The following is a 24902-nucleotide window of genomic DNA, read 5'->3' as shown; positions in this document are numbered from 1 at the left end:
AGGCCCTGCTTCCATGCACCGGCCCTCACACGATCACCCGATCAGGAACCCTGTTCGACCAGCCCAGCCCCGTGATCGATAAGCGGATGACGTCTCAGCACAAGGGCGACGTCGAGGTACCGATCGGCGCGCTGTGCCAGTCGATGACGGAGAACCGCATGCTGCGTCGGCAGCTGCCTTTGAGGGCGCCGACGCGGTCCGGCACTGTGCACGCAGCCGAGGACCACGCACACTGGACAGCCGGTGCTGTCCGGTCTTGGGTGATCTGCCGAGCCAGCTTCGCGGCGAGGGCCTGCAACGTCTTCTCCCCGCCGACGACGGGGTAGATCAACTTGCGGACCGTGCCAACGGGCTCGGACAAGGCCGCTTCGGTGACCCGCAGCATCATCGCCTCCTTGCCCCGCACCTTCTTCAGCTCGTCGGTCAGCTCCTTGTCGGCCTTCTTCTCCGCCCGGGTGTCGATCTTCAGCGCCAGTTGGAGGAACAGCTCCCCCACCGATCTTGATGTCGGCTGTCGGTGCCATGTTCACGGCACGGGGATGCGGTGCCGGATGGTGATCTTCTCGGGGCCGACGAGGAGGTCCTTGGCGAGAAGCCGCAGGACACGTTAACGCTCGGGGATTTCGGCTGTCTGGGCGTTGTCGTGGAGCTGGGCGAAGAAGCCTTCGAGGTCGTCGACAAGCTTGAGGTAGGCATCACGGTCGGCGAGCTGGGCGTCCAGCGCGTCGAGTTGGCCGCGCAGGCTGCTCTCCCGGGCCCGCAGGCCGGGCATCCTGGCCCGCAGTTCATCGAGGGTGAGGTGTGACCGTTGCGAGAGCCGTGAGGACGGTTCGGACCGGACTACACAGGATGAGGAGTCGGCACCCGGTAGCGGCCAGGGAGTGGGTGGTAAGGCCGCCTGAGGGCGGCCAGTTCCTCCGGTGTCGCACGCCGACACCACTCCGGCGCCGCGGTGATTGAGTCGTGGCCGGACGGGGTCATCGCGCAGAGCACCAGGGCCAGCAGCGAGGAGAGCCGGTACCGCACTCCGCAAGCCCCTCTCGGATCAGTGACCGACTCGAACTCGGCGACCAAGCGGTGGACTTGCTCCTTGGCGGCACCCTCGCCGAGGCCTTCCAGACAGGGCGCATGAGGCATGGGGACAGCGACAGGCGATGATGGAGGAACGAACACGGCACCTTCGTGGATCTTGTAGCGTAGAGAACTACATGATCCACAGGCGTCGTGTTCACCTGCTTCCGGGACCCACCACCAAGATCAACACCCCAAGTCGGGACGATCCGGGCACTCGACGGGGCCCTGGGGGGATCACCCGGGAGGCGATGACAGAGATCCAGTCCGGCGGCGAGATGGTCGCGGAGCTCGGGTCAGAGCCGGGGCCGCAGGCCGACGGAAGCGTCAGGCGGCAGTCCGCCCGCGGCGGAGAACTCGTGCTCGTCCTTCACGTCAGGCGCTCGCGCGGGGCGGGGTAGGGGTGCCGTAGACCTTTTTCGCGTGAGACCGGAAGAGGCGGCGGCTGATGACGGGCATGATGAGACGGACGGGAAGAGGAGCTTCCTTCAGTACGCCCTTCATGACCTCCGGATCGCCTTCGTAAAGCGCCAGTCCGAGGCCCAGCGGCAGGTTCTTCTTGGGTGTCTCGGCCAGGGCGTGCTCGCTGAACTCGTGCCACTCCTTGGCGGTGATGTACTTCGCCGCGAGCGGCAGGATCTTCTTCTCCTCGAGGCCCATGTGCTCGAAAAGGACCTCGTTGAGCCGTTCGCAGGTGGCGGCGACCGTTTCGCCCTCGCCCGAGGAGGCGTTGGAACGCCAGACCTTCAGCTGCGCGATCAGTTCGTCGCAAAGAGTGTGCATCCTCCCGTGGTGCTCCTCCATCAGGTGGACCAGCGGAGCGATCTCCTCGCTGACGCGCTCCAGCAGCCTGGGCCACACCAGCAGGTCCTCGCCCTCGTGGTGGGTCAGCAACATCCCGAGGACGATGTCGAGATGCGCTGCCACAATTTGGGAGCGTCTGGTGTCACCGTTGCTGACACCGCGTATGAGCCCCGGGGCGAGGCCGAACTCGCGGCGGAACACGGTGTGCGCGACGTACATGTCGCGCACATCGGCCATGGGAACGTCGGTTGCCGTACTCATAAGTGCCTGTCGCTTTCCTAAGGGAGGGTTATCTGAGAGGGTGCGCATGGATTGTGACGCACTGCGTGCACCCGGCGATTTTGAATACTATCGGCACCTGTGGCAACTAACTCAAATCCTTGCGGAGTTGTGCGCGACCGTACCTTTTCGCATGCGGCCTTTCTGAGGCGGGGTCGCCGGTCAGGCCAGGGCGGTTGCAAATAGCGGGGTCGTGCGACTGGGCGGGTTGTGACCAGGTGGGGCGCATAGCAGAGCAGGCACGGGCTTCGTGATCATTATGGTTTCTAAGCCTCAGATTCGGTTGCACAACGGATTCTGACTGTCTCCGGTTCGGGGTCTGCGCGCTGCGGGGCGGACCAAAAGCAGGAGGGTGCCGCCATCTCGCGGCATGAAAGTCCGACGTCCGTGGTCGACGAACTCGTCGGATTCTTTGCGTGCCTGATCTTCCTCCAGTAAACACGGCAGTTGCCAGTCGCGAGGGTAGCAACAGTGGTACTACCCCCGGTTCTGGCCGCTGGTGGTTATCTCTGACGAAACTGTGAGGGTTTTCAGCGGTACCGCTCCAGGGTGAGGACAGCCTTGGCGATTGACGCCATGCGGTTCGGGCTGCATCGGGCTCTGCGGGAATTTCGCCAGGATTTGAGGCGGGCGATTCCTCGTTCGACGGGTACCCGAGCGGCGGACAGCGCCCGGTTGACCGTCCGTTCGGTCGTGGTGAGTTCGCCTTGGGGCGGTCGGCGTTTGGGGGTGGTGACCCACTCGCCCGCGCCGAAATAGGCCATGTCGGCGAGGACGGGGACGCCTTGGCGCTCGCACATCCTGATGATCTTGTGGGTGCGGACGGCGGTAACGTCCTGTGTGCGGCCGGGCAGGGCGGCTGGGAGCCACAGCGTGCGACCGGTCGGGTCTGTGATGACGTGCACGTTCACACCGTGCCGCTTGTGCTTCGTCGAATAGTCTGCGCGCCCGTCGCCGACCCGGTCGCACTCGGCGGGCGTGCCGTCCACGAGAACGTAGTTGGGGTCTGTCTCACGCAGGACCTTCAGCAGGCCCGGCGCCATGTCGGCCTAGGTGCTCGACGACGGTGGTGACGTACGCGTGGGCGGTGCCGACGGAGATACGGAAACCTGCGACGAGCTGAGCCAGGGGATCGTGCCGGCGCAGATATGCCAGAGCGATCACCGCACGCTCGGACGGCCGGAGTCTGCAGCGCCGGTCACCCTCACGGGCGACGATCAGCATCGACACCGGCCCAGAGATGGACTTTCCGCTCCCTCACGTGCCCGGGGTCGGCGATAGTCGGGCAGCCACGAGATCGTCCGCTCGATCACCCACCTGCGGCGGCCCAACCGTTCGCTGGACTCGATGCCTTTACGAGCGATGCGCACGCCACCTGCCGGACCTGCCGACGGCGCAACGCGACCAGACGACCCAAGACGTTGCCCGCCTGCTGATGGCGTTCTTCGACAGCGCGTTCATCGCCTGCCAAGTCGGCACCGACGCCGCCGGCTACCGTCACCTCTTCACTCTCGCCGTCACCGCGGTGATCGCTCTCACAACCCGGCTGCCCTTGTCCTAGGACGGGGGCAGGAAGACGGCCGTGGGGCGTTCAGAGCGGGACTAACGAGTGGGTGCGTGATAGCGGGTGAGGTGTGTTTGCCCTGCTCACGGTATTCGTCATGCGGTGATGGTGCGCTCGGATACGAGGGTGGCGATGGCGCGATAGGTGTCGGAGAGGCGGTCGCGGCGTGGGTCCAGCGCTGGAGTTGTTTCCACCGTTTGTGGTCGGCGAGGGCGTGTTCGACGGTGATCCGCCTGGAGGAGTGGTCGTGTTGTTGGGGTTCCCGCTGTTCGACGAAGGACGCTATGGCTCCTGGTCGCAGTTTGCATGGTGGGTGGGGGCTTTGCCGCGGTGGTCTCGGCTGAGGCCGAGGTAGCCGTCATCAAGGAGAACTTGGACCGGGTCGAAGTGGTCGAAGCATCTGCCGATGCCGCCCGTCCGGGCGGCCGCCACTGTGCCGCCCCAGGTCCCACTCGCCGACCGGGACATCAACGACTCCGCCGTCGCGTCGGCACGGAGCGACGGCTTCGTGACCGGCAACGGTGAATCCGGTGCCGTCTACTACGGTGCGCCGACGCTGGAGAAGGTCATCTTCAACCACCACCGGTTCGTCCTGCCCAACGGCACCCGCACCCTGTTGCCGCCGGTGATCGCGGACCTGCCGGCGTCCGTCCGTGTCAGGGGGCTGGCCGGTGACTGCTCCGGAGCACAGACGGCCTTCGCGTCCGGCTGGAGCCTGCGCTGGACGCAGACCTATCCCCCCGGGTGCGAACTGCGGCTGAACACCCCGGGCATGCCGACCGTCAACGGCTTCGCCCGCATCACCGACTTCCGCACCGGCGAGGTCACCCACACCGGGACCGACGGCAACGGTCAGCGAGCGGGCGTCGGAGCGGGCAACCTTGTACCGCACCTTCCCCACCCGCGAGGCGCTGGTACTGGGCGTCTACCAGGACGAAGTGGAGCGCCGCGTCGGCACCGTGCGCGACCTGCTCGCCCAGATGCCCCCGCTCCAAGCCTTGCGCCGCTGAACCGATCGACCTCGTCGACGCGATGCCCGTGAAACACGGCCTCGGCGACGCGCTCAGCTCCAGCGCGCAAGGCGATGAGCGAGCAGAGCTACGGGCCGGTCATCGCCGCAATCACCTCGTTGCTCGACGCCGGCAAGAAGGACGGGAGCATCCGCACGGACGCCGTCCCAGGCGACTTCCTCCAGCTCACCGGCGCGCTCTGGCGCGCCGCCTCCACTCCGGAAAACCGAGCACCCCGGATGCTCGCACTCATCCTCGACGGCCTGCGCACACAGCCGCAGGACTGAGGAGCGTGAACCGAACCAGAACCGTGCCGGGCCGCGCCTGGAACACCCGGTGGCCCGGGGACCGTCGCGGTGCACCAGGCAGCCCCCCGTGCCTGCGACTTCAGGAGATCGCGGACCGGGAAGGCACGAGCCGTGCCACCGTGCACCTGACGCTGCTCGCCTGTGCAGTCCGGCCGCGCTCCGACCAGTGCCGCCCCAGCCAACATGCGGTCAGCCGGGTCGCCCCCACCACGAGGGCGACCCGGCGCAAACCCGCGATGGCTTCCAGGGGAAGTGGCGGGCGGTTCGCGTCAGGCTGTCGTCGACTCACCCCTCCATCCGGTCGCAGGACTCATCAGGTGCGGGTCCAGTGCTGGTTGGTGCCGTTCGAGCAGGAGTAGAGCTGGATCAGGGTGCCGTTGCCGGTGCCCGCTCCGACTGCGTCGAGGCAGAGTCCGGACTGGACACCGACGATGGAACCGTCGGAATTGAGGCGCCACTTCTGGTTGTCGCCGCCCCAGCAGCCGTAGATCTGCACCATGGTGCCGTTGCCCGCGCCGGCGGCGTCCAGGCACTTGGTGCCGTAGACCCTGAGTTCACCGGCGTCGGTCAGCGTCCACTGCTGGTTGGTGGCGCCGCTGCAGTCCCACAGCTGGACCTGGGTGCCGTCGGTGGTGCTGGCGTTGGGCACGTCCAGGCACCGCCCCGAGCCGACGCCCTTGATCTGTCCGCCTCCCGTGGGAGGAGGCGTGGTGGTGGAGCCACCGTTGAGCGCGTTGAGGACGGCGGTGTAGGCGGGCTTCTTGCTGCCGTCACCGTTGAACAGCAGCGGAGTGTCCCCCGACCGCCAGGAGTCGCTGTCGCGCACACCCCAGACGGTGATGCCGAGGCAGCGCGAGACGGCCAGGCAGTCGTTGGTCACGTTGGCGTAGGTCGTGGACGAGGCGCCCTGGATATCGAGTTCGGTGATGGCGACGTCGACGCCGAGAGCGGCGAAGTTCTGCAGCGTGGTGCGGAAGTTGCTGTTGTACGGGCTGCCGCTGTTGAAGTGCGACTGGAACCCGACGCAGTCGATCGGCACGCCTCGCTGCTTGAAGTCGCGCACCATGTTGTACACGCCCTGGGTCTTGGCCCAGGTCCAGTTCTCGATGTTGTAGTCGTTGTAGCAGAGCTTGGCCGCGGGATCGGCGGCGCGCGCAGTGCGGAAGGCGGCCTCGATCCAGTCGTTGCCGGTGCGCTGGAGATTGGAGTCCCGGCGGCCGCCCGAACCGTCGTCGGAGAAGGCCTCGTTGACGACGTCCCATTGAGCGATCTTGCCCTTGTAGTGGGCCATCACGCCGTTGATGTGGTCGATCATCGCCTGACGCAGCTGGCTGCCGCTGAGGCTCTGCATCCAGCCTGGCTGCTGGGAGTGCCAGGCGAGCGTGTGGCCGCGCACCTTCTTGCCGTTCTGCACGGCCCAGTTGTAGACGCGGTCGCCGGCGGTGAAGTTGAACTGGCCTCGCTGCGGCTCGGTGGCGTCGATCTTCATCTCGTTCTCGGGCGTCACCATGGTGAACTCACGGTTCGCGATGGTCGTGTAGGCCGAGTCGCCCAGCCTGCCCGACGCGATGGCGGTGCCGAAGTAGCGGCCGCTTTGAGCCGCCGCGGCGCCGAGGGTGCTTTCGGCGGCGTGTGCGGGCGAGGGGGTGACCACTGTGGCTGCCGCACTGAGGACGCCGATGAACCACACCAGCAGGAGGCTGCGGAATCTCCGGCGGACATGAGGTCGAGCAAGGACGTACAGGCCCATGGCTGTGCCTCCAGAATAGGTATCGAGGGATGGCTGGAGCGCGGGGAAGAGCGTTGAGCAGCACTCCTCCTCGGCGGACGGACGGGGCGGAACCGGGACTGCCCGGTGGCACCGGACACCGCGTTCGTGGTTCCGGGACGATCTCGACCGGCGCGGACGGCTCTCGCTCGGCCGCCAGGTGACGTTCAGCGCGCGGCAGCGCTGTTTCGCTACGGGCACGGGGCTACTCCATCGCGGCTCAGCCGAGGCGGTCACACGGCGTCGCGTACCTCTCCGGCTACGCCGGAGAGCCGGCTGCGCCGGTGCGAACCTCACCGGCACGAAACGGTGTGGCGCGGTGCCGTGGCACATGGACAGGTCGTGCGGTGGTGCTGGATTTGTGGTGCAGCGGCTGACGCACAACCCCGGCTGTTCGATATTTCGAAAAACGGTCGGCTCTCGGTGAGGGATGATTGATGCGTTGACAGTGGATCGTCAAGAGCTTTCAGCGAAGAATGTTTCTTTCTCTATCTCGAAACATTCGTAACCCGTCGGGCCGATAACAGACCCCTCGCCTCACGCGCGGCAGACGACGTGAGCCCTCCGAGACTCAACCACAGCAAGGGCGCGAAGCCGCCGCTTCACCTTCGCAGGCCTGCTCAACGTGTTGCGGCGGAGGACCAACCCCACACTCCGCCCGAACTCCCGGCCAGTTCGACGCCCCGTAACACCCGGGCGCGCGGAGAGCTGTTTGCGGACAGAACGGTGACGAACCTTGACCGAGCGATCCCGCATTTCTATCTTGTGACTTCGAAAGATCCGGGAACTCTTCGAACGTTTCGATGAGGCTTCTTCCCCGGCACATCGCTCCGCGGTTCGCCGACACCACCTCGCCCAGCGCTCCTCAAGGAGGCTCCAGATGCGGTCACGCCACCGGTCCACGGCTCCACTCAGACGCTTACTCGCCGTCCTCGCACCGCCGCTGCTCGTGGCCGGCTTCCTCGGCGCTCAGCCCGTCAGCGCGGCGACCGCCGGCACCAACGCCTGCGATCTTCCGTCGACCTACCGCTGGACATCAACGGGCGCGCTGGCCCAGCCCAAGTCCGGGTGGGTCTCGCTCAAGGACTTCACCGTCGCCCCCTACAACGGCAAGCAACTCGTCTACGCCACGACCCACGACACCGGGACGAGTTGGGGCTCGATGAACTTCGGCCTGTTCACCAACTGGTCCCAGATGGCCTCGGCCAGCCAGAACAAGATGTCATCGTCCGCCGTGGCACCCACGCTGTTCTACTTCGCGCCGAAGAACATCTGGGTGCTCGCCTACCAGTGGGGCGGGTCAGCGTTCTCCTACCGGACCTCCAGCGACCCCACCAACCCCAACGGGTGGTCATCGCAGCAAGTGCTGTTCTCCGGAAGCATCTCCGGCTCCGGAACAGGCCCCATCGACCAGACGCTCATCGGTGACGGCACGAACATGTACCTGTTCTTCGCCGGCGACAACGGCAACATCTACCGCGCCAGCATGCCGATCGGGAACTTCCCGGGCAGCTTCGGCTCGTCGTACACGACGGTCATGAGCGATTCGACGAACAACCTCTTCGAAGCCCCACAGGTGTACAAGCTGCAGGGCCAGAACCGCTATCTCATGATCGTCGAGGCAATCGGTTCACAGGGCCGCTACTTCCGCTCGTTCACGGCCACCAGCCTGAACGGCTCCTGGACACCGCAGGCCGCGACCGAGAGCAATCCCTTCGCCGGCAAGGCCAACAGCGGCGCCACCTGGACCAACGACATCAGCCACGGCGACCTGCTCCGCACCAGCGCTGATCAGACCATGACCGTCGACCCCTGCAATCTGCAACTGCTCTACCAGGGGCGCAGCCCCAGCTCGGGCGGCGACTACGGACTCCTCCCCTATCGACCAGGGCTGCTGACACTCCAGCGCTGACGGTGGGTCACGCAACTCCCCCAGGGAAGCGGGCTCGGTGGAGGACCGAGCCCGCCCCTCTTCCGCAACAGTGACAGCACGACGAGTGGCAGGCGGGAGTTGGACGCCGGGGGTCGGCTGATCCCGGCCCGAAGAAGAGTGGCCTGCCGCGCTGACTGCGAGAAGCATCGGCATACCGCACGGGAGTCGCCGCCTTCGGACCCAACTACCCTCGTAGCGGCCGGCCTTCGTGATCTGTTCCGGCCCACCTGGACCTGGTGGACCGCAGCGCCATCTCCGCCTGCTGCATCGCCTCCTCGGCACTCACGGGTGAGCCGGGAGTATGCCGCCCGCTCCAGGCTCACCTTTCCCGGCATGTGAGGGGTGCGGTACCGCCCCTCCGCCTGTCCTGGCCGGAGAATCAGCCGAAAAGGCGCCGCTGTATCTCCCGCCGGTAGTCCTCCAGGGTCCGGTCCAGGTGTACGGCCGTGGCCTCGGCCGCTTCGCCGGGGTGGCCGTCACGAAGGGCGCGGAAGATCGCCTCGTGCTCCTCCACCGCGGCCGGGGTGCCCTCGCTGACTCCAGCCGTTGGCCCTCGTCCATCGCGACCCCGCCCCGTTCTCGCCGGCCGCCCAGGCTTGCCTGCGCATGGCACTGGCACGCCTGCCAGAGCGAGACACACCCGGACCGGCGGCGTCATCGAACGGGCCCGGACGCCGAGTAGCAGTGCCGGACCTGGCCCCGTGCCCGGCGGCCCGCTCTGCTCGGGCCCTGCACTCCTGCCTGAAGCCGGCATCGCGGTACGGCACGCGCAGCCGCGGGCGACTACCTCGCTCAAGGCGGGAGCGGTCCGAGCGGTCTCGCCTTGCGGTGATGACGGGCTGCGGCGGGAGGGTGCGGACGTGGTGCGGTGGGACCGTGCCTGGGTCTGACGCCTGAAGGACTTGGACCCTCGGCTCACGCTCCAGCAGCTGCCGCGAGTGCGCCGACCGGCGCCTGGCCGCTCCCCCAGCTCACCACCGCCGCTGCTCAAGCGGCAGCGCTGCGGGCGGCCATGGATCCGTTCGAGCCGTACAGAGATCGAAAAAGCGTCGGCAACCTTTTCGCCGTCGGCGGCCACTGAGTAGTGCACTATCGGCTCGATCGCGAACGGACAGGTAATGATGACAACGAGGCAGGTCGCGCGGCAGCACCGACGCAGGCGCAGACTCGTGCTGGGCGCCACGGTGGCTCTGACCGCTGCGGGCGTACTCGCCTATGTGGTCATGGCCTTGCAGCCCGGCCACAAGGTCGATGCGGGGTCGGCCGCGGCGACCACCCGCGTCACCGCCCAGCCGAGGGTCGGCGACACAGCATCTCCGAGCCCGTCATCAAGCCCGAGTCCGAGTACGAGTACAAGCGCGAGCGCGAGCAGCTCGGCCAGCCCGAAACCCACGGCGACCCCCAAGGCGGCGAAGTCCTCGCCCAAGGGCATCCAGAAGTCCGCACGCACATCCACCGTGCCCCCGACGGCAGGAAGGATTCGTCCCGGCACCACGTACCAAGGTGTGGCGACCGCCTACGCGGCCGGCGTAGGGGACGGGGCCTGTCTGTTCGGTCCCAGCCCCGACATGATGATCGCTGCGATGAACACCACCGACTACGAGACCTCCAGGGCCTGCGGAGCGTACGTGCTCGTCCGCGCCGCCAACGGGAAGTCGATCACGGTGCGGATCACCAACGAATGCCCTCTGCCCTGCGCGCCCGGGCAGATCGACCTCAGCCAGCAGGCCTTCGCGAAGCTCGCCGACCTCAAGGTCGGCCGACTGCCCATCACCTGGAGCCTGGTGAGCCCGAGCTCCATCGGCACGATGTCCATCCGGTACAAGACCGGGTCAAGCGCCTACTGGTGCGGCATCCAGGTGATCGGTCACCGCAACCCGGTCGCACGCCTGGAGGTGAGCACCGGCGGCGGCTGGCGATCGTTGCCCCGCACCGGCTTCAACTACTTCATCTCCGCCGACGGCAGCGGTTGCGGCAAAACGATCAGGGTCACCGACATCTATGGGGAACAGCTGACCGTCAACGGCCTCAAAGTGTCGGCGAACGTCGTTCAACCCACGGGGGTCCAGTTCGCCCAGCACTGATCCCCACAGCCGCCCAAGCCGCGCGGGGCACGAGCGTGACGGCTTGGGCGGGCGGCCGCACAGCAAGCTGTGAGCAGCCACCCCGCACACGAGGGGTGCCCGCACCGGGTGGGCTGCGCATCCGCGATGTCGGACAACTCTCCGGTGCCCGTCCCCCGCGACGGCCAGGCCGACTCCCAGACGACCAGCTCCGTGCGGAGGATGACATAGCGCCAGCCAGGCCTCGGACTGCTCCTCCATCTCCTCCAGCAGCAGCATGACCACGGCCCGCCCCATCTGCTCCAGCGGCTGTCGCACCGTGGTCAGGGGCGGCTCGGTGCGCTGGGCAAGCGTGAAGTCGTCGAACCCGATGACGGCGATGTCCTCGGGTACCCCGCGCCCGGCCGCGCGCAGTGCGTACCTGACCCCGGCCGCCGTGGTGTCCGAGGCGGCGAGGACGCCGCCGATCCTCGGGAGGCGTTCGAGGAGTTCCGCCATGGCGCGACGACCGCTCTCCTCGGAGAAATCACTCTCCGCGATCCACGAGGGACGTTCCCCGCAGGATCCGAGTTCATCGAGGACCAGGCGGTGGAGTCTGGCCCACACCCGGGCCTTGGTCCACTCGGTGAACAGCCGTTGGGCCATCACGCCCGACGGGCCGAGCGAGGCGGGCGGCACCTGCTGCCACGTGCAGCCCGAGGTCGCCACGAAGACGATCGCAGCCACGACTTCACGGTCGCCGTGCCGACGTCGGCCGCCACCCTGCGACCGCGACGGCGCCTCCGGAACCACTCACTGGAACAGCTCCCACAGCTCGTCCGGTACCAACCGCTCAACGATCTTCGACACGCCACGAGTCCAGCTAGGAGGACTCCGTTAGGTCTGTCTGGTTCTTGCTGTCAGACGTGTTCGGGCGGGGAGTGGTTGGTGGCAGGTGGTGCAGGTGCCGGTCCAGCAGTTCAGTAGATCCTGGAGGGCGTCGAGGGTCTGGTGGAGGGTGAGTCCGCTGTATCGGCTTTTGGGGCCAGGCGTTGTTCGGTGAGGAAGGCGTGGGCGGCGGTGACCAGGGTGCCGTGGTGGTGCCAGCCGTTCCAGGAGCGCCCTTCGAAGTGGTCCAGGCCCAGGGCGTGCTTGAGTTCGCGGTAGTCGTGCTCGATGCGCCAGCGGATCTTGGCCAGGCGGACCAGTTCGGCGATCGGGGTGTCGGCAGGCAGGTCGGACAGCCAGTAGTCGGTGGGCGCCTCGGCTCCGGCGGGCCATTCGGCCAGCAGCGTCACCTCGGGCAGTACCCCGTCCCAGCGGCCTTCCTTCGCGATGGCCGCAGCCTGGGCCAGACGGCGGGCCCTGACGCCGGCGGGCCGCACCCGCACGGCCAGAAAGTGTGAGCACATCGGTCCGCGGGAGCCCTGGCGCCAGGTGATCTCGGTGAATGCCTGCCGCCCCTGGCCGGCCGCCGGCACGGCCACCGAGGGCGCCTTGTCGCGATAGCGGGGCTGTGGTGTGCACCCGTCGCCCGACCACGTCGGCGCGATGGGCCGCACGTCGTGCGGGTGGACGGTCGCATCCGAGCGGACGCCGACAACGTAGCCGATACCCCGCCCGCCGAGACCGGTCCGGAAGTCGGCGTTCTGGCCGTAGCCGGCATCGGCCACGACCACCGGCGGAACCCCGTACAGAAGCTCCTCTCCGTCCCCGTGGGCGACCAACCGCAGCGGATCCGGCTCGGCCACGTACCGGCGAACTGGACCGGAACCGGCAGCCGACGACCGCGGGGCACGACAGCGCACGGCGGGGGCGGGCGAGGCTGAGCGCCGCCCGCCCCTCGTCTTCTCCGGTACGGTCATCCCGCCTTCTACGCCATCCACGCCGTCAGTTCAGGCGGGTTCAATACGCGTGTGCTGTCGCCAGGACGGTAACGGAGCGGCTGCTGCCGCTCACCGGGTGAGGCATCGGGCGACCCAACCGATGAGCAGCGCTGTCAAGAGGGCTGCGGTCCCCGCACATCACAGTGGCCCAACGCTATCGGAGCTCCAGCAACCGCGTGGTGGAGGCTGTCGCCGTGGCACCGCCAGCCGCGGAGGATCATGTAGTTCTTCAGCCGGCCGATCGCGTGCTCGCTGCTCTCCATGACGGATCCGACGCAGTGATCCCACAGAGGCGCGGAGGGCCTCACTCCGCGGAGTGCTCCGTGTCGGTCATGCCCGGTCCGCGAGCGAGCGCCAGTCGTTCCATGTCTCGAGACGCTTCCGGTAGACCGTCTCGACGACCGGGTAGGGGTAGGTACCGAGGAAGAGCCGCAGGGGCGGCGCCTCGGTGTCGACGAGTTCGAGGACAACCGCGGCGGTGCCTCGCGCGTCCTGGGGTGCGCGGGCGGACGCACCGGCCCGGCGCGCGGCGCGGACGGGTTCGTAGGCGGGGAGCGGTTCGGTGCGCACTGCTGAGGCGCCCGACCAGTCCGTGCCGTAGGGACCGGGTTCGATCAGGGTCACGTGGATTCCGAACGGGGCGACTTCCTGGGCCAGAGCTTCGCTCATCCCTTCCAGGGCCCACTTGGAGGCGTTGTACAGCCCGAGCGTGGGGAAGGCGGCGAGGCCGCCGAGGCTGGAGACCTGCAGGATATGACCGCTGCCCTGGGCCCGCAGGTACGGCAGAGCCGCCTGCGTCACCCACAGGGGGCCGAACAGGTTGGTGTCGAGCTGGGCGCGAGCCTGTTCCTCGGTGGTTTCCTCGATCATGCCGAACAGGCCGTAGCCCGCGTTGTTGACGACCACGTCGAGGCGGCCGAAGGTCTCGGCGGCCTGCTGCACCGCGGCGGACACTGCGGTGCGGTCGGTCACGTCGAGACGGAGCGGGAGCACATTGTCGCCATAGGCGTCGATGAGGGGTCGCAGGGTCTCGGGGTTGCGTGCGGTGGTGGCGACGCGGTCGCCGCGGTCGAGAGCGGCTTCGGCCCAGATACGGCCGAAGCCGCGGGACGCGCCGGTGATGAACCAGATCTTCATGGCATCGAGCCTGCGCCGTTCGCATCTCGGTAGCCAGCACCCCCACGGGGTTACGCTCGCAACATGGCGGTCGACAATCTTCTGGGAGATTTCCTCAAGGCCCGTCGCGGACGGGTCACTCCGGCAGACGGGACGGTACCCGCCGCCGGACGTCGCCGGGTGGCGGGACTCCGCCGAGAGGAACTGGCCCGGCTCGCCGGCATCAGCGAGCCATACCTGGTCCGCCTCGAACAGGGCGTCGACCGGCACCCGTCGCCCCAGGTGCTGCGCTCCCTCGCGCGGGCGCTGGAGCTGGACGCCGACGCCTACGCCCATCTGCGCGCGCTTGCCGGCACCGCCGCTGTGCCGCCGTCGCGGACCGAGGTCTCCGCGGACGTGCACCGGCTGCTCGACACCTGGGCGGACCATCCTGCGTACGTGCGCGACCGGTGCTTCGACGTGCTGGCCGCGAACAAGAGGGCACGCGCACTCGCCCCGATGTACGAACCCGGGAGCAACCTGGTCCGTGCGGTGTTCCTCGACCCTGCGTCCCGCCGGCTCTTCCCCGACTGGGCGGAGGTGGCCGCGCAGACCGCGGCGGCCCTGCGCGCCGAAGCCGACCCACGCGACCCCAGGACCGTCCGCCTGGTCTCCGAATTGGAGACCGACGAGGAGTTCCGCCGTCTGTGGGCGCGGCATGAGACGCGGCCCGCCCGGGACGAACTCAAGCACTTCGCGCACCCAGTTGTCGGGCCTCTCGCCCTGCGCAGGCAGGCGCTCACCGTCGGGGGCGCCGAGCAACAAGTGATCATCGTGTACCAGGCGCCTGCCGAAAGCCCGTCCGAGATGGCCCTGGCGCGTCTTCTGTAGCGCGCCGGACATGCCTTTTGGCCCGAACCGCTCCCAGTCCCGTTCCGCGTCCCGCAACTGGGCAAGGATCCAGTCCGCTTGCTCCTGCAGCACTTCCACACGCCGAGCGGCTTCCCGTTCCCGCTCCTCCAGCAGACCGATCACCGAGGGCATCCCTGGACCTCCGCCACCGCGACGACACGACACCCTCCGCCGCCCGCTCACGCCCATGTGAGAGCCCCGTCATGTCCCCCTGCACCGGCGGCAGTCGCGGCGGAACAGAGGTCCGTCCCGCCGCAACGGGGGAATGCGACAGGTCGGGGCCGCCTGTCTCCCTGTCACAGCTCCGCACCCGCCTTGGGTATACCGGGACGCTCCGTCAGGTGTCATCGGGGCCGGGGAGGAGCAGGCTGGGATCGATGTCGGTCACACCATCTGGATCCGCCGCTTGTCAGCCTGGACAGCCCCCACCCGTCCTGTCCTTCCAACTCATCGCGCAAACAGGAGAGTTCACCAACCAGATCGCCGTTTCACTCGCTCAGCGCCGACGTCGTCGTGCGCGGTCCACCCCCTCCGCCGCCCGACAGCTCACCGCGGCTCATGACCGCTCCCAGGTGGCGGGGCCGACGTCCAGGCGCCCGAGGCGAGGCGGCGCGGGTACGCCAGTCCAAGACCTGTTGGCGCACCGGCAGAGCCGCATGGAAAAGAACCGGCGCGGCGAGCTGTACGAACTCGCCATCCCTTCCATCGAGGACATCGACCACGAGGTGTCCGCGGATCTCGGCGACTTCCTCGGCCTACCGCAAATGGCGGCCGAGTACGAGCGTATCCGGCAGCTGCTGGCCCCCGGCGCGAAGTAGGCGTGCCGGTCCCGGTGCGGCTCGACCCGGGCGCGGGCGCGCGGCGGAAGTCGACTGTGGGCGGTCTGCCGGGCAGTCAGCCCCCGGCCCGTACCAGCCCGCTCTCGTAGGCGAAGATCACCGCGTGGATACGGTCGCGGAGGCCGAGTTTCGTCAGGATGCGGCCGAGGTGGGTCTTGACGGTCGTCTCCCCGACGAAGAGACGCTCGGCGACCTCGCCGTTGGCCAGCCCCCGGGCGACCAGGGCGAGGACCTCCCGTTCCCGGTCGGTTAGCGAGGCCAGGCGTCTGCGCTGGGCGGGCACGGACATGGGGGATTGCAGGACGAAGCGTTCGACCAGGCGCCGGGTGAGTGAGGGCGCCACCATGACCTGGCCCCGCAGTACCGCGCGGACGGTGACCAGAATCTCCTCGGCGGGAGCGTCCTTGACAAGGAAGCCGTTCGCGCCGGCACGCAGGGCCGCGTAGGCGTACTCGTCGAGGTCGAAGGTGGTGACGATGAGGATCCGGGGGCCATGGGTCTGCGCGCAGAGGTGCTCGGTCGCGGCGAGTCCGTCCAGGCCGGGCATGCGTACGTCCATCAGGACAAGGTCCGGCTCCAGGGCGGCCACGCCCGCGATCGCCGCGTCGCCGTCGGCGGCCTCGCCCACCACGGTGAGGTCGGGCTGGCTGTCGATGACCATGCGCAGCCCCATCCGGATCAGTTCCTGGTCGTCGCAGATCAGCACCCGCGAGGGGGACGGGGTGGCAGTCGGGCCGGTCATCGGGTCGCCGTGGTGGGCTCGGGCTCGGTGGGGTGCAGAGAGGCGGTGACCCGGTAGCCCCCGTCGGGTGTGGGGCCGGCGTCGACGCTCCCGCCGTACAAGGCGGCGCGCTCGCGCATGCCGGTGAGTCCATGACCACGGGAGACAAGCGGGCTGGGGTGCTCAGGGACGGCTCCCGCTCCGGCCGAGTTCTCCACCTGGACACGGACCATCCGCCCGGGCTTCTGGGCACCGGTGTCGACCCGTACATGGATCGTGGCGTCCGGCGGCGCGTGCCTGACGACGTTGGTGAGCGCCTCCTGCACGATGCGGTAGGTCTGCGCGCTGAGATCCGCCGTGAGGCCGTCTGCCTCTCCGTCCAGGTCCAGCCGGGTGCGTGTGCCAATCGTGTTGAGGCGTCCGACCAGCCGCCGCAGATCGGCCGAGAGGGACTCGCCGGGCCCACCTGGGCAGGGCCCGAGTCCGGGGCCGTTGGATGAGCCCTCCGCGTCGGGCGTGCGCAGCACTTCCAGCAGCCGCCGCAGTTCGTCCAGGGCCTCGCGCCCGGTCGCGCTGATGACACCGAGGGTGCGGTCGACGACCGTGGGGTCGGCGTGCCGCATCAGCCTGCCGCCCTCGGCGTTCAGCACCATCACGCTCACACTGTGCGCGAGGACGTCATGGATCTCGCGGGCGATGCGAGCCCGCTCCTCAGCGACGGCGACCCGGGCCAGGGCGACACGCTCCGACTCGGCGAGCGTGGCCCGCCGCTCGAACTCGGCGACATAGGCCCGCCGCGCACGGACGTACTCGCCGAACACCCAGGCGCCGCCCAACAGGAGCCCCACCGCGAGCGGGGTGAGCCAGGCACCGCGGGCACCCGGACCGACGTAGACCCGCTGCCAGGCGGGAATCCACAGCGCAACGCAGCCGGCGACACAGATCACCGTCACCGCGGCGGCCCGGCGCAGGCCACGCACCGTGAGGGTAGCCAGGACGGCCGCCAGAGCGACGGCGCCGCGTCCCGGCTCCTGTCCCCACACCTGCCCGAGATACTGCGCCCAGAACCCAGCCGTCAGCAGGGCCGCGACGAGCACCGGCCGGCGGCGACGCCACAGCAGGGGCAGCACCAGGGTGACATACACGACCGCCTGCACCCACACGGGCCGCCAGCCCGGCTGCGGACGGATCACCGGGGGCACGGCCACCAGCACGACCAGGAGCAGGTCCGTCAGCCACGGATGTCCGCGGCGCAGGCGGGGCAGGGTCTCCATCAGCCATTGCACCGCCTCACGCTACGGCCGCAGCCCGGGCCCCGGCATCGTCCTGGTGGGCGTCACGGGGTCCTCCCGCAGTCGTACGCACACCGGCCGGGGATACGACGTGCGGCCACCCGAGGCGTTTCCACCATGGCCGCCATGTCGATCACCACCGAGTTCTTCAGACGCCCCCTCATGACCGGTGCTGTGGCCGCCAGTTCACGACGACTGGCGTACGCGATGACCGACGGCGTCGGCCTGGAGCGGGCCCGGACCGTCGCCGAGCTCGGCCCGGGGACGGGGGTGTTCACCGACGCGATCCTCGCCCGGCTCGCCCCCGACGCACGACTCGTCGCCGTCGAGCTCAACCCGGTGCTCGCCGCCCGGCTGTCAGCCACCCGGCGCGACAGCCGGCTGACCGTGGTGCACGGTTCGGCGGACGAGCTGACCACCGCGGTCGGCGAACCGGTCGACGTGGTGGTCTCCGGGCTGCCGTGGACGGTCATGCCGCAGGACCGGCGCGGGCACATCCTTGATGCCGTGACCGAAGTCCTCGCGCCCGGTGGCCGGTTCACCACCTTCGCCTATGTGCACGCGGCCTGGACCCCGCCCGCACGTCACCTCACCGCCGAACTGGCCTGCCGTTTCGACCGGTTGGAACGCTCGAGGACAGTGTGGGCGAACCTGCCGCCCGCTTTCGTGCACCGGGCAACCCAGAGGCTATGACCGGAGCGGAGGTTCGTCGATCAGACGGTCTGCGTGGCCCTCAAGTGCCACTGACGTTCCGTTGTCAGCAGCAGAACACCGGGTCCCTGTCGAGGTTGCCGACGTTGTCGATCCGGTGGTCGTAGTGTGCTGATGATCGTCGTTGACATCCTGACGAGTTCGTCTACCGGACGTCGCATGGACCCGGGTCGCGGAGTGTCGCCGGATCGATCAAGGACCGTAGGTCTCATCACTGGATGGTGGCTGTGTGGTCGCAGACAAGGTCGGCGATGGCTCGGTAGGTGTCGGGCAACCCGTCGCGGCGCTGGGTCCAGCGTTGAAGTTGCTTCCAGCGTTTGTGGTCGGCGAGGGCGTGTTCGACGGTGATCCGTTGCGAGGAGTAGTCGTGCCGCTGGCATTCCCGAAGTTCGACAAAGGGCGCTCTTACTCCTGGTCGCAGCGTGCGTGGTGGGGTGAGGGCTTTCCCTCGGGTGGTCTCGGCTGAGGGCGAGGTAGCCGTCATCAAGGAGAACAAGGAGAACCTGGACCCGGTCGGTGTGGTCAAAGCAGGTGCTGGTGCCGGCCGTTCGGGCGGCGGTGACGTCGTGCATCCGTTCTGACCGCAGGCCGTCGGCCCATAGGATGCGCCCGTGCTGGTCCGCGCTGACGGTGGCCTTCATCGTGTTCTGCTTCTTCGTGCCCGATACGAAGGCCCGGCAGCCGCCGCGGACGTCGCACGTCGTGGGTCGGTCGGGGCGCCTGAACCGCGCCGGGCAGAGCGGCTTACCGGCCGATGTGGGGAACCCCGTGGGCGAGGTGGTCGCTCCGCGGTAGACCCCGGACCAGGTCGGATGCGCTCGGACGACCAGATCGCGGCGGCCCTGACGAGGGATTTCGCTACAACTTCCGAAATTTCGACGTGATGGGCACGCGACGCTGCCGCAACCCGTCGCCCCTACGGTCACTGCAACGCCGTAAAGGCACCATCCTTCCCATCGGTTCGCATCGGATCGAAATCGCTACTTTCCCCGAAATACCCCCGCGTGCTCAGCGCAAGGTGACAGGAGCTCAGCGTGTCCAACCCCTCCAGACGCGGTGTCCTACGGCTGACCGCCGGCACGGCTCTCCTCGGTAGCCTCACCCTGGCCGGATGCGGCCGCGGCAACGACAGCACCTCGACCGCGGCCACCGGCAAGCACGTCGACAACGCCCCGGCCAAGGGAACTGTCAACGTCTGGGCCGCCCAGGGCGACGCCGACGTGCTCGACAAGGTCCTCAAGCCCTTCAAGGCCGCGAATCCCGATCTCGACGTGAAGTTCACGCTGATCCCGAACGCCGAGTACTACACCAAGCTCCAGTCGGCGATAGCGGCGGGCAAGGGGCCCGATGTCGCCCAGTTCTTCTCCGAGGCGCAGGCGCAGTTCCTCGATCCGTCGATCCTGCGGCCCGTCCCGGACGGTCTGGTCGACCCGTCCGCCTTCTTCGCGAGTTCCTGGGACGCCGGTGTGGTGAAGAACGTCGCCTACACGGTGCCCTGGTACGCCTACACCTACGCGCTCGTCTACCGCTCCGACCTCGCCAAGAAGGCGGGTGTCAAGGCGCCCACGACGTGGGACGAGGTGGTGCCGTTCTTCAAGGGGCTGCAGGGCGCGGGCGCCGGGCGCGCCCTCGGGGCGGACATCGGCTGGGACATCTTCAACGGCCAGGATGTCGCGATGTACGCGTGGCAGGCGGGTGGCTCGCTGCTCTCGTCCGGCGGCAAGTGGACCCTCGACACGCCGGAGATGGTCGACGCGATCAAGTACAACGCGTCGTTCTTCACCTCGGGCGCCGCCGACAGCAGTGGGCCCACGTTCCTCGACGCGCAGCCGTATTTCGTGTCGGGGAAGACCGCCTGCATGATCACGGGGCCGTGGGTCATCGGCCAGCTCGACGCCGTCGCGAAGAAGAATGGCTGGACGGCATCCCACGTGGCCACCGCACCCTTGCCTGCCGGTTCGTCGGGCAGTGTCTCCTTCTCCGCCGGGGGCAGCTGGGGCGTGCTCGCCGACAGCGGCAACGCGGACGCCGCCTGGAAGCTCATCCGGTACATCTCCCAGCCGGGCACCCAGGTCGCGCAGTACAAGGCGTACAGCTCGCTGCCGGCGGTCGTCGCCGCCTGGGCCAACCCGGCCCTGGCGAGCCAGCCGCTGCTGGATGCCTTCCTCACCCAGTTGAAGAACACCCGGGCGTTCCCGCAGGTGAGCACCTGGCAGCAGGTCGCCACCCGGCTGGGCAAGGAGATGGAAGCCGTGGCCAAGGGCAAGGGAACCGCCGCGAAGGCAGCCTCGAACGTCCAGGCGTACGCCGAGAGCCTCGGCACGGGCAAGGGGTGATCCCCGGATGACCGCCACCATCGGGTCGGCGACACCGCGCGGCCCGCGTCGGCCCCGGGGCACCCGGCGAACGGCTGTCGCCTGGCTGTTTCTCGCACCGTTCGCCCTGGTGTTCCTGCTCTACACGGCGATACCGACCGTCGCCGCGCTCGGGTTCAGCCTCACCGATCTGCGCGGCGCGGACCTGCGGCATCCGTTCGCCGTCGACTTCACCGGATTTCAGAACTATCTCCGGCTGCTGGAGGACCCGACCTTCCTGCGGGACATCCTCAACACCCTCCTGTTCGTGGCCGTCGGTGTGCCGTTGACGATGGGGCTCGGGTTCGCGCTCGCCCTGGCGCTCAACTCCGGCATCCGGCGGCTGCGCGGTGTCTTCCGTACCGTCTTCTTCGCACCGGTCGTCACGAACGTCGTCGCGGTCGCCATGATCTGGCAGTACGCCTTCAACACCGACGGGACCGTCAACAAGGTGCTCGGTGCCATCGGTTTCGCCGGGCCGAACTGGCTGGACGACGCGCACCTGGCCATGCCCGTGGTGATCGCCCTCGGTGTCTGGCGCAACTTCGGCATCGCGATGGTGCTGTTCCTCGCCGGACTACAGGCGGTGCCGCAGGACGTGTACGAGGCAGCGTCCCTGGACGGGGCCGGCCGCCTGCGGCAGCTCAGGCACATCACCCTGCCGTTGCTCATGCCGACCACCCTGATGGTGTCGGTGCTCCTGACCGTCTTTTACCTCCAGGTGTTCGACGAGCCGTATCTGCTCACCAACGGCGGCCCGCTGGGTTCCACCGAGTCGATGGCGCTGTACACCTACCACCAGTTCGGGGTCGGCGAGTTCGGTATGTCCTCGGCGGCGTCCTTCGTGATGCTCCTGGTCGTGACGCTGGTGAGCATCGTCCAGTTCCGAATGCTGAGGCCTCGCGCATGACCACCATCGCCGCACCACGGAATGCCGAGATGACGGGCGAACGGACAGACGTGCGCCGGCGGTCCGTCGGCCGTCCCCTGCTGTACGGCGCGCTCGTACTGTGTGCGCTGCTCACGTTGCTGCCGTTCGTCTGGGTGGTCAGCGGCTCGCTGCGCAGCCTCGGTGAGATCCGCTCCGACCCGGGCGCCTGGCTCCCGCACCACGTCACCCTCGGCAACTTCACCCGGCTGTTCCGGACCGAGGGCTTCGGCCGGTTCCTGGTGAACAGCATCGTGGTCGCGGCCATCGTCGTCGCCGGGAACATCGTGGCGGCATCGGCCGCGGGCTACGCGCTCGCCAAGCTTGACTTCGCGGGCAGACGGATCGCGTTCGGCGCGGTCATGGCGGCGATGATGGTGCCGTTCGGCACGGTCTTCGTCACCCAGTTCGTGATCACCGTCGACATGGGTCTGGCGGACACCCTCACCGGTATCGCCCTGCCCAGCGCGGCGCTGCCGCTGTCCGTGTTCATCATGCGCCAGTACGCTCTGTCGGTCCCCGACGAGCTGCTGGAAGCGGCCCGGATCGACGGGGCGGGAGAGCTCCGGATCTTCTTCCGGATCTTCCTGCCACTGGCCGGCCCCGCGGTCGCGACGATCACGATCATGTCGTTCCTCTACTCGTGGAACAACTTCATCTGGCCGCTCATCGTCGCCCAGAGCACCTCCACCTACACGCTGCCTGTGGGCCTCGCCGCCACCAGCCAGGCCGCCGCGCACGTCACCGACTACGGCCTGATGCTCGCCGGCGCGATCGTCGTGATGCTCCCGGTCCTCGTCCTCTTCCTGTTCCTGCAGCGGTACTTCGTGCAGGGCGTCTCCGGAACGGGAATGCGGTGACCGGGGCGGATGCGGTGAACGCAGTCGACCTGGTGCAGGCTCCCGCGGGTACGGTCGCCGGCCGCCGCACCGGCCGGGTACGGCGATTCCTCGGCATTCCGTTCGCCGAGGCACCTGTCGGCGCGCGGCGGTTCGCGGCGCCGGTGCCACGAGGCCGGTTCACACAATCGTTCGACGCGACCCGGCACGGTGCGACCTCGCAGCACGTGCCGTTGTTCGACACGACCACCGTTCCGGAGCCGTCGGTGCCGGGAGACGACGTGCTGAACCTGGGTGTCGTCGCCCCCGTGGACGCGGTGGCCTGCCCGGTGCTGGTGTGGATCCACGGCGGAGGGTTCCTCGCGGGCAGCCCGGCCAGTCCGTGGTACGACGGCCGGGCCTTCGCCCGCGACGGAATCGTCACCGTGACGCCCGGTTACCGGCTCGGCGTCGACGGGTTCGCCCCGCTGGAGGGCGTACCCCCGAACCTCGGACTGCGCGACCTGCTGCTCGCACTGGACTGGGTGCGGGAGAACATCGCGGCCTTCGGCGGTGACCCTGACCGGGTCACCGTCGCCGGACAGTCGGCGGGAGGCGCGGCGGTGCTCGCGCTGCTTTCCTCGCCTCTCGGCGTCGGCCGCTTCCACCGTGCGGTCAGTGTGTCGGGCGGTCTCTTCGAGGTGGGCACGGACACCGCGCGCGGCTTCGCCGGACGACTCGCTGACCGACTCGGCGTGCCGCCGACACGTGACGGCTTCGCCGGCCGCACGGTGGAGAGTCTTCAGCAGGGCGTACGGCTGCTGCGGCACGGACGCGGCGACGACGACCCGCTCGTGCTCGGTCCGGTCGTCGGCGACGACGTCCTTCCGGTGCCCGCCGCCGAGGGACTGGCCACGCACGGGCAGGACGTACCGCTGCTGCTCGGCGCGACGGGCGACGAGTTCGACGGCGGCGCCCCGACGATCCGCAACACCGCCGCCCGCGCGGCGGGCACCCGGGTCACGGACACCCTGTTCCGCGCCGCCTGTCCGCGTACGGCGAGCGCGCGTCGCGACGCCGTCGCCGGCACCTGGCTGTACTCCTTCGAATGGCCCTCCCCGGTCACCGGAGGCTCCACGCACTGCGTCGACATCCCCTTCTTCTTCGACGTGCTCGACGCACCGGGCAGCACCGAGGCCCTCGGCACTCGGCCGCCCCCCGAACTCGCCACGGCCATGCACGCCGACCTGGCCGCGTTCGTGCACGGTCGGTCCCCGGCCTGGCAGCCGGCGGCCGGGCGGCCCGGCGACCCCGCCCGCGAGTACGGCAGGCCCGGGGCGGCACCGTCAGCCGACACAACAGGCGTGTTCGACCCCGTGGTGCCAGCGGCCTCCGGGGCGATGGGGAGATGCTGATGCCCGGGATGAACCAGAGCGCCGTCCGACGGGTCAACACCTCGGTGATCCTGCGCACGCTGGCGGTGTCGGCCGGGCCGATGACGCTGGCCGAACTGTCCGAGCGGGTCGGCCTGTCCCGCCGCACCATCGAGGTCGTCCTGGACACGCTCGTCGACGCGGGCTGGGTGAGCGAACTCGACCGGGTCCCGGTGACCGGCAGCGCCGGACGCCCCGCCCGTCGGTACGAACTGCGGGCCGACCACGCACTGCTGGCGGCGGTGCGTATCACCACCCTGGACGGGTCCGCGGTCGTCGCCGACGTGCGCGGCCGGATCGTCGGCCGGGCGCACCAACGACTGCGTGACTACCAGGATCCGCACGCCACGCTCGACGACGCGGCGGCACTGGTACGGGAGGCCCTGCACGACGCGGGCGGAACGGCGGACCGGCTGCGGGCGGGCGCGGTCGCGAGCGGTGGCGCGATCGACGACGACGGTGTCGTACGGCGCCTGGTGCACACGACGCAGTGGGAGGGCGTGCACCTGCCCAAGGAACTCGGGCAGCGCGTCCCGGTGCCCTGGTTCGCGGACAACGACACCAACCTCGGCGCGCTCGCCGAGCGTTGGCGGGGTGCGGCCGGTGACCACGACAACGTCGTGTGGGCGATGCTCGGAAACCGGACCGGTCTCGGCATCCTCATCCGCGGGGACGTACACCGCGGCCTCGAAGGCGCCGCGGGCGAGATCGCCGAGGCGGTGTCGCTACCCGCCGGCTCGGTCGAGAACCGTCCCGTCGCGTGGCTGACCTCACCGGACCCCGACCGGCGGCGCGTCGCGCTCGACCGCTTCGCCGCCGCCCGGGCGGGCGACACGGCGGCGCTCGCGGAGGTCGACGAGTTCGTGGAGAACATCGCGTCGATCCTCACCACCCTGTCGTGGACGATCGCGCCCTCGCTCATCGTGCTCGCCGGCGGTCTGGAGGACGCGGCCGATGTGCTGCTGCCCCGGGTGCGAGAGACGATGCACGGCGCCCGCACCCCTCCCGTCGAGGTGTGCGCCACCGTACTGGGCTCCGACGGCCCGGTCATCGGCGCCGTCAAGTTCGTGCTCGACCACATGGACACCGAGCTGTTCGGCCCGCTCGTCCCCCACACCTGATCGCGCGGCCCTT

General features: G+C 68.9%; 19 protein-coding genes and 11 pseudogenes. 15 read left to right on the top strand and 15 right to left on the bottom strand.

The genetic code is table 11. The annotated features are described in order from the left end of the window. Nucleotides 1-94: 94 nt before the first annotated feature. Entirely contained in the window at nt 95-496 is a 402-nt protein-coding gene (locus ACIRB1_RS41415; protein WP_403469178.1) for a hypothetical protein, read from the bottom strand. 48 nt (nt 497-544) lie between these two features. Here ACIRB1_RS41415 and ACIRB1_RS41410 point away from each other — a divergent pair, with 48 nt between their 5' ends. After that, nucleotides 545-805, top strand: coding sequence for a hypothetical protein (locus tag ACIRB1_RS41410; RefSeq protein WP_403469177.1), 261 nt, complete (start codon nt 545-547; stop codon nt 803-805). Nucleotides 806-855: 50 nt separating this feature from the next. On the opposite strand, the pseudogene ACIRB1_RS41405 reads toward ACIRB1_RS41410, so the two are convergent. The 4 genes and pseudogenes from ACIRB1_RS41405 to ACIRB1_RS41390 form a co-directional block, all read right to left on the bottom strand. Then, nucleotides 856-1173, bottom strand: a pseudogene (locus ACIRB1_RS41405) (transposase family protein); the annotation flags it as partial. A 273-nt stretch (nt 1174-1446) separates the two neighbouring features. Then, a complete protein-coding gene (locus ACIRB1_RS41400; protein WP_403469176.1) occupies nt 1447-2136 on the bottom strand; it encodes a hemerythrin domain-containing protein in 690 nt (229 codons plus the stop codon). Between the two features lie 548 nt (nt 2137-2684). Then, nucleotides 2685-3378, bottom strand: a pseudogene (locus tag ACIRB1_RS41395) (transposase family protein). A gap of 47 nt (nt 3379-3425) precedes the next feature. Then, nucleotides 3426-3521: pseudogene (locus tag ACIRB1_RS41390) on the bottom strand (IS5/IS1182 family transposase); the annotation flags it as partial. A 68-nt stretch (nt 3522-3589) separates the two neighbouring features. Between ACIRB1_RS41390 and ACIRB1_RS41385 the strand changes: the two are divergent. Beyond that, entirely contained in the window at nt 3590-3715 is a 126-nt protein-coding gene (locus ACIRB1_RS41385) for a hypothetical protein (protein WP_403469175.1), read from the top strand. Nucleotides 3716-3813: 98 nt separating this feature from the next. Here the strand turns inward: ACIRB1_RS41385 and ACIRB1_RS41380 are convergent. Then, nucleotides 3814-4144: pseudogene (locus ACIRB1_RS41380) on the bottom strand (IS5/IS1182 family transposase); the annotation flags it as partial. Between ACIRB1_RS41380 and ACIRB1_RS41375 the strand changes: the two are divergent. The 3 genes and pseudogenes from ACIRB1_RS41375 to ACIRB1_RS41365 form a co-directional block, all read left to right on the top strand. Continuing rightward, nucleotides 4125-4541 (top strand): annotated as a pseudogene (locus tag ACIRB1_RS41375) (glycoside hydrolase N-terminal domain-containing protein); the annotation flags it as partial. The pseudogenes ACIRB1_RS41380 and ACIRB1_RS41375 overlap by 20 nt on opposite strands. 58 nt (nt 4542-4599) lie before the next feature. Beyond that, nucleotides 4600-4728, top strand: coding sequence for a hypothetical protein (locus ACIRB1_RS41370; protein WP_403469183.1), 129 nt, complete (start codon nt 4600-4602; stop codon nt 4726-4728). A gap of 74 nt (nt 4729-4802) precedes the next feature. Then, nucleotides 4803-5015 carry a hypothetical protein gene (locus ACIRB1_RS41365; RefSeq protein ID WP_403469174.1) on the top strand — a complete coding sequence of 71 codons (213 nt, stop codon included), beginning with the start codon at nt 4803-4805 and terminating at the stop codon, nt 5013-5015. Between the two features lie 334 nt (nt 5016-5349). Here the strand turns inward: ACIRB1_RS41365 and ACIRB1_RS41360 are convergent, their stop codons facing one another. Continuing rightward, a complete protein-coding gene (locus tag ACIRB1_RS41360) occupies nt 5350-6786 on the bottom strand; it encodes an endo-1,4-beta-xylanase (protein WP_403469173.1) in 1437 nt (478 codons plus the stop codon). Between the two features lie 1024 nt (nt 6787-7810). On the opposite strand from ACIRB1_RS41360, the pseudogene ACIRB1_RS41355 reads away from it, so the two are divergent. Beyond that, nucleotides 7811-8716: pseudogene (locus ACIRB1_RS41355) on the top strand (non-reducing end alpha-L-arabinofuranosidase family hydrolase); the annotation flags it as partial. A 400-nt stretch (nt 8717-9116) separates the two neighbouring features. Here ACIRB1_RS41355 and ACIRB1_RS41350 read toward each other — a convergent pair. Next, nucleotides 9117-9272: pseudogene (locus ACIRB1_RS41350) on the bottom strand (GntR family transcriptional regulator); the annotation flags it as partial. Nucleotides 9273-9855: 583 nt separating this feature from the next. On the opposite strand from ACIRB1_RS41350, the gene ACIRB1_RS41345 reads away from it, so the two are divergent. Further along, nucleotides 9856-10821 carry an expansin EXLX1 family cellulose-binding protein gene (locus ACIRB1_RS41345; protein WP_403469172.1) on the top strand — a complete coding sequence of 322 codons (966 nt, stop codon included), beginning with the start codon at nt 9856-9858 and terminating at the stop codon, nt 10819-10821. A 167-nt stretch (nt 10822-10988) separates the two neighbouring features. Here ACIRB1_RS41345 and ACIRB1_RS41340 read toward each other — a convergent pair. The 4 genes and pseudogenes from ACIRB1_RS41340 to ACIRB1_RS41325 all read right to left on the bottom strand — a co-directional run. Next, a pseudogene (locus ACIRB1_RS41340) lies at nt 10989-11349 on the bottom strand (substrate-binding domain-containing protein); the annotation flags it as partial. Between the two features lie 3 nt (nt 11350-11352). Continuing rightward, a pseudogene (locus ACIRB1_RS41335) lies at nt 11353-11592 on the bottom strand (transposase); the annotation flags it as partial. A gap of 167 nt (nt 11593-11759) precedes the next feature. Beyond that, nucleotides 11760-12467, bottom strand: a pseudogene (locus ACIRB1_RS41330) (IS701 family transposase); the annotation flags it as partial. A gap of 528 nt (nt 12468-12995) precedes the next feature. After that, complete coding sequence (locus ACIRB1_RS41325; RefSeq protein ID WP_403469171.1) at nt 12996-13802, bottom strand: SDR family NAD(P)-dependent oxidoreductase; 807 nt, start codon at nt 13800-13802, stop codon at nt 12996-12998. 63 nt (nt 13803-13865) lie between these two features. Here ACIRB1_RS41325 and ACIRB1_RS41320 point away from each other — a divergent pair, with 63 nt between their 5' ends. Next, nucleotides 13866-14651, top strand: a complete 786-nt coding sequence (locus ACIRB1_RS41320) for a helix-turn-helix domain-containing protein (protein WP_403469170.1) — start codon at nt 13866-13868, stop codon at nt 14649-14651. A gap of 677 nt (nt 14652-15328) precedes the next feature. Next, a complete protein-coding gene (locus ACIRB1_RS41315; protein WP_403469169.1) occupies nt 15329-15490 on the top strand; it encodes a hypothetical protein in 162 nt (53 codons plus the stop codon). Between the two features lie 76 nt (nt 15491-15566). Here the strand turns inward: ACIRB1_RS41315 and ACIRB1_RS41310 are convergent, their stop codons facing one another. Next, a complete protein-coding gene (locus ACIRB1_RS41310; RefSeq protein ID WP_403469168.1) occupies nt 15567-16253 on the bottom strand; it encodes a response regulator in 687 nt (228 codons plus the stop codon). Further along, on the bottom strand, nt 16250-17518 hold the full coding sequence (locus tag ACIRB1_RS41305; protein ID WP_403469167.1) for a sensor histidine kinase: 1269 nt from the start codon (nt 17516-17518) through the stop codon (nt 16250-16252). The genes ACIRB1_RS41310 and ACIRB1_RS41305 overlap by 4 nt, the downstream gene beginning before the upstream one ends. 132 nt (nt 17519-17650) lie before the next feature. On the opposite strand from ACIRB1_RS41305, the gene ACIRB1_RS41300 reads away from it, so the two are divergent. Beyond that, nucleotides 17651-18217, top strand: coding sequence for a class I SAM-dependent methyltransferase (locus tag ACIRB1_RS41300; protein ID WP_403469166.1), 567 nt, complete (start codon nt 17651-17653; stop codon nt 18215-18217). A 229-nt stretch (nt 18218-18446) separates the two neighbouring features. On the opposite strand, the pseudogene ACIRB1_RS41295 reads toward ACIRB1_RS41300, so the two are convergent. Then, nucleotides 18447-18924, bottom strand: a pseudogene (locus ACIRB1_RS41295) (transposase family protein); the annotation flags it as partial. Nucleotides 18925-19269: 345 nt separating this feature from the next. On the opposite strand from ACIRB1_RS41295, the gene ACIRB1_RS41290 reads away from it, so the two are divergent. Genes ACIRB1_RS41290 through ACIRB1_RS41270 form a run of 5 tightly spaced genes read left to right on the top strand, consistent with a single transcriptional unit; the run spans nt 19270 to nt 24889 of the window. After that, on the top strand, nt 19270-20571 hold the full coding sequence (locus ACIRB1_RS41290) for an extracellular solute-binding protein (RefSeq protein WP_403469165.1): 1302 nt from the start codon (nt 19270-19272) through the stop codon (nt 20569-20571). A gap of 7 nt (nt 20572-20578) precedes the next feature. Further along, on the top strand, nt 20579-21499 hold the full coding sequence (locus ACIRB1_RS41285) for a carbohydrate ABC transporter permease (protein ID WP_403469164.1): 921 nt from the start codon (nt 20579-20581) through the stop codon (nt 21497-21499). Further along, nucleotides 21496-22377 (top strand): carbohydrate ABC transporter permease, encoded by an 882-nt coding sequence (locus tag ACIRB1_RS41280; protein WP_403469163.1) that lies wholly within the window; start codon nt 21496-21498, stop codon nt 22375-22377. Before ACIRB1_RS41285 ends, ACIRB1_RS41280 begins: the two co-directional genes overlap by 4 nt. A gap of 14 nt (nt 22378-22391) precedes the next feature. Beyond that, a complete protein-coding gene (locus ACIRB1_RS41275; protein WP_403469162.1) occupies nt 22392-23750 on the top strand; it encodes a carboxylesterase family protein in 1359 nt (452 codons plus the stop codon). Then, the gene (locus ACIRB1_RS41270; protein WP_403469161.1) at nt 23744-24889 is read left to right on the top strand and encodes an ROK family protein; all 1146 of its coding nucleotides are present in this window, start codon (nt 23744-23746) and stop codon (nt 24887-24889) included. The genes ACIRB1_RS41275 and ACIRB1_RS41270 overlap by 7 nt, the downstream gene beginning before the upstream one ends. Nucleotides 24890-24902: the final 13 nt, after the last annotated feature.

The sequence above is a fragment of the Streptomyces sp. NPDC096013 genome (genome assembly GCF_044763565.1).
In the GTDB taxonomy this organism is placed as follows: domain Bacteria; phylum Actinomycetota; class Actinomycetes; order Streptomycetales; family Streptomycetaceae; genus Streptomyces.
The sequence above is the reverse complement of the archived record's forward strand: the minus strand, read 5'-3'. Positions and strand labels throughout refer to the sequence as shown.